General features: G+C 68.2%; 5 protein-coding genes. 2 read left to right on the forward strand and 3 right to left on the reverse strand.

What is annotated here, in order from left to right; genetic code table 11:
* The 3 genes from RDU12_RS13595 to RDU12_RS13605 all read right to left on the reverse strand — a co-directional run.
* Positions 1–340 (reverse strand): biotin/lipoyl-containing protein (locus RDU12_RS13595; RefSeq protein WP_308685153.1); only part of this gene is annotated, 340 nt, incomplete at its 3' end.
* Between the two features lies 1 nt (position 341).
* Positions 342–1409 carry an alpha-ketoacid dehydrogenase subunit beta gene (locus tag RDU12_RS13600; protein ID WP_366145273.1) on the reverse strand — a complete coding sequence of 356 codons (1068 nt, stop codon included), beginning with the start codon at positions 1407–1409 and terminating at the stop codon, positions 342–344.
* A gap of 59 nt (positions 1410–1468) precedes the next feature.
* Positions 1469–2704 carry a 3-methyl-2-oxobutanoate dehydrogenase (2-methylpropanoyl-transferring) subunit alpha gene (locus RDU12_RS13605; RefSeq protein ID WP_300292121.1) on the reverse strand — a complete coding sequence of 412 codons (1236 nt, stop codon included), beginning with the start codon at positions 2702–2704 and terminating at the stop codon, positions 1469–1471.
* 144 nt (positions 2705–2848) lie between these two features.
* Here RDU12_RS13605 and RDU12_RS13610 point away from each other — a divergent pair, with 144 nt between their 5' ends.
* Both RDU12_RS13610 and RDU12_RS13615 read left to right on the forward strand, forming a co-directional pair.
* Entirely contained in the window at positions 2849–3337 is a 489-nt protein-coding gene (locus RDU12_RS13610) for an Lrp/AsnC family transcriptional regulator (protein WP_300292118.1), read from the forward strand.
* A 74-nt stretch (positions 3338–3411) separates the two neighbouring features.
* On the forward strand, positions 3412–3886 hold a 475-nt coding region (locus tag RDU12_RS13615), incomplete at its 3' end, for a hypothetical protein (protein WP_308685156.1).

Raw genomic sequence — 3886 nt, forward strand, 5'->3', positions numbered from 1 at the left:
GGGGAGACTTGGAAACGGGCGATTGTCCCCCTTCCGGGGGGACCGGAGCCTGCGGAGCAGGGTTCGAGGGGGGCGCCTCGGCGGAGGCGTTCCCCGCCCCCTCGACCTCGAACTCGACCAGCGGCGAACCGACGGCCAGCTGCTGGCCCGGTTCGCCGTGGGCGGCCAGCACCTTGCCGGCGACCGGCGAGGTCAGCTCGACCGTGGCCTTGTCGGTCATGATGTCGGCGATGATCTGGTCCTCGGCGACCATGTCGCCGACCTTGACGTGCCAGCCGACCAGTTCGGCCTCGGCCGTGCCTTCGCCGACGTCGGGCAGTTTGAAGACGTAGCGGCCCATCTCAGCGCCCTCCGGTCATGACGGCCTTCAGGGCCGTGGCGACCCGCTCGGGTCCCGGGAAATATTCCCACTCGAAGGCGTGGGGATAGGGGGTGTCCCAGCCGGTCACCCGCGCGATCGGCGCCTCGAGGTGGTAGAAGCAGCGCTCCTGCACCAGGGCGCTGAGCTCGGCGCCGAAGCCGGACGTTTTCGGGGCCTCGTGGACGATGACGCAGCGGCCGGTCTTCTTCACCGAGGCCTCGATGGTCTCGATGTCCAGCGGCACGAGGGTGCGCAGGTCGATGACCTCGGCGTCGACCCCGGCGTGTTCGGCTCCGGCCAGCGAGACCCAGACCATGGTGCCGTAGCAGAGGATGGTGACGTCGGCGCCTTCCTTCATGATCCGCGCCTTGCCGATCGGCTCGACGTATTTGCCGGTCGGGACCTGGGCCAGCGCCTGGGCCTTCCACGGAGAAACCGGCTTCTGGTGCCAGCCGTCGAAGGGGCCGTTGTAGAGGCGTTTGGGCTCGAAGAAGATGACCGGATCGTCGTCCTCGATGGCCGCGGTCAGCAGGCCCTTGGCGTCATAGGGGTTGGACGGGATGACGACCTTGAGGCCGGCGATGTGGGTGAACAGGCTTTCGGGGCTCTGCGAGTGAGTCTGGCCGCCGAAGATGCCGCCGCCGTAGGGGCTGCGCACCACGATGGGCGAGGTGAACTGGCCGGCCGAACGGTAGCGCAGCTTGGCCGCCTCGGAGACGATCTGGTCGTAGGCCGGATAGATGTAGTCGGCGAACTGGATCTCGACGACCGGGCGCAGGCCATAGGCGCCCATGCCGATGGCGGCGGCGACAATGCCGCATTCGCTGATCGGGGCGTCGAAGCTGCGGGTCAGGCCGTGCTTCTGCTGCAGCTGGTCGGTGACGCGGAAGACGCCGCCGAAATAGCCGGCGTCCTCGCCGAAGCTGAGGACATTGGGGTCCTCGGCCATCTTGACGTGCAGGGCCGAGTTCAGCGCCTGGATCATGTTCATCGGGGCGACGCCGTTGGACGGCGCCTCCGACTTCGGGGCGTGGTTCTGGTCGACCATGTCGGGCTCGACGCCGTCGGTGCGGTCAGATTCGGTGAAGGTGGTTTGCTCGCTCATGGTCAGACCCCCACCTCGCGGCGCTGTTCGACGAGGCGCCAGTCCTCGGTCGCGTAGACCTCCTCGAACATGGTCTTCACCGAGGGGCGCGACTGGCCGAGCGTGCCGATGGCCTCGGACTCCTTGCCGGCGGCGCGGACCTGTTCGACGGCGTCCTTCTCGGCGGCTTCCTGCTGTTCGTCGGACCATTCGCCGAGGGCGATCAGATGCTGTTTCAGGCGGGCGACCGGGTCGCCCAGCGGCCATTTCTCGTGCTCGTCGCCGGGGCGGTAGCGGCTGGGATCGTCCGAGGTCGAGTGCGGGGCGCCGCGGTAGGTGAACAGCTCGATGACCGTGGCGCCCTGGTTGGTGCGGGCCCGCTCCTCGGCCCACTGGGTCGCGGCCCAGACGGCGAGGAAGTCATTGCCGTCGACGCGCAGGGCCGGGAGGCCGTAGCCGATGGCCTTGGAGGCGAAGGTGGTCTCCAGCCCGCCGGCGATGCCCTGGAAGGAGCTGATGGCCCACTGGTTGTTGACGATGTTGAGGATCACCGGCGCGCGGTAGACGGCGGCGAAGGTCAGGGCGTTGTGGAAGTCGCCCTCGGCGGTGGCGCCGTCGCCGATCCAGGTGATGGCGATCTTGTCGTCGCCCTTGTAGGCGCTGGCCATGGCCCAGCCGACGGCCTGCGGAACTTGCGTGCCGAGGTTCCCCGAGATGGTGAAGAAGCCGTAGTCCTTCGCCGAATACATGATCGGCAGCTGACGGCCTTTGATCGGGTCCGAGGCGTTGGAGTAGATCTGGTTCATCATGGTCGCGAGCGGATAGCCGCGCGCGATCAGCAGGCCGTGCTGGCGATAGGTCGGGAAGCCCATGTCCTCGCGGGACAGGATCATGCCCTGGGCCACGGCGATGGCCTCCTCGCCGGTGCATTTCATATAGAAGCTGGTCTTGCCCTGGCGGTGGGCGCGATGCATCCGGTCGTCGAAGGCGCGGGTCAGGATCATCGCCTTGAGGCCCTTGCGCAGGGTCTCGGCGTCGAGCTTCGGATTCCACGGACCCACGGCCTTGCCGCCGTCGTCGAGCACGCGGATCAGCCGGAAGGCGTGGTCGCGCATGTCGAAGGGCGTGGTCGAGACCTCCGGCCGTTCGACGGCGCCGGGCGCGTCGAGCTTGAGATGGCTGAAGTCCGGCGTATCGCCCGGGCGGCCCGAGGGCTCGGGCACGCGCAGCGACAAGGGCTGGGTGTTAGGCTTTTTCATTCCGTCCTGCCGTCCGGTTGATCCGACCGCGTTTCCTCGGCGCCCTGTAGCATGGTCCGCAAGCCAAGGCTCGCTCGATTTTGACCTTGCATATGCCGGTTCACGGGTATTTTATTGCGCCATAACAAGAACCGGAGAAACGCCTTGGCCGACGATCTGGATCCCGTTGACGCCCGCATTCTGGACATCCTGCAACAGGACGCCGGACTGTCCGTGGCCGAGGTGGCCGACCGGGTGGGTCTGTCGGCGTCGCCGTGCTGGCGCCGGATCAAGAGACTGGAGGATACGGGCTTCATCCGCAAGCGGGTGACCCTGCTCGACGCCACCAAGCTGGGCCTCGACTTCGAGGTCTACGCCATCGTCAAGCTGAGCCTTCCCTCGACCGAGAACCTCGACCGGTTCGAGGCCGCCGTCGCCGAATGGCCCGAGGTGGTGCAGTGCGCCACCATCACCGGCCGCGAGGACTATGTGCTGCGCATCATCACCTCGGACATGCACGCCTTTGACCGCTTCCTGCGGCTGAAGCTGCTCAGCCTCGGCATCGTCTCGGACTGCGAAAGCCACATCGTCACCCGCGGAGTGAAGAATGTGACGTCGCTGCCGCTCGGGATCGTCACGCCGCACGTCAGCTGAGGCGCATTACCAATCCTTGAGTTGGCCGCTCCGGCGGACCGGACGATAGTTGCGGCGAAGCTTGGGGGATCATCATGCGTCTTGCCGCAACCATCGTCTTCGCGGGCCTGCTGGCCGCCTCGCCGGGTCTGGCCCAGGAGGCCGCGGAGACGGACGTCGTCGCCTTCCAGCGGCTGCGGGCCGAGGGCGTGGCGGCGGCCAACGCCGACGATCTGACCACGGCGTCCGCGCGGCTGGCCGAGGCCGACGAACGCATCCCCAACCATCCCGGCCTGATGCTGATGCGGGCGCGGCTGGCCGTCGGCGCCGGGCAGCCGGACGCCGCTTTGGTGCAGGTGCGGCGCTACGCCGACGCCGGTCTGGTGGTGAATCTGGCCGGCGACCGGGCGCTGTCGGCCCTGTCCGGCGAGCCGGGGTTCGACGCCCTGACCGCCGCGATCGAGGCCAATCGCGCGCCGGTCGGCGCTGATCGCCTGACGCCGCTGGCGGCCGTTCCCGGCGACGGGCTGGTCGAGAGCGTGGCGCGGGACGAGGCGCGCGGGCGCTGGC

It is taken from the genome of Brevundimonas sp. (genome assembly GCF_031082345.1).
Taxonomy (GTDB): domain Bacteria; phylum Pseudomonadota; class Alphaproteobacteria; order Caulobacterales; family Caulobacteraceae; genus Brevundimonas.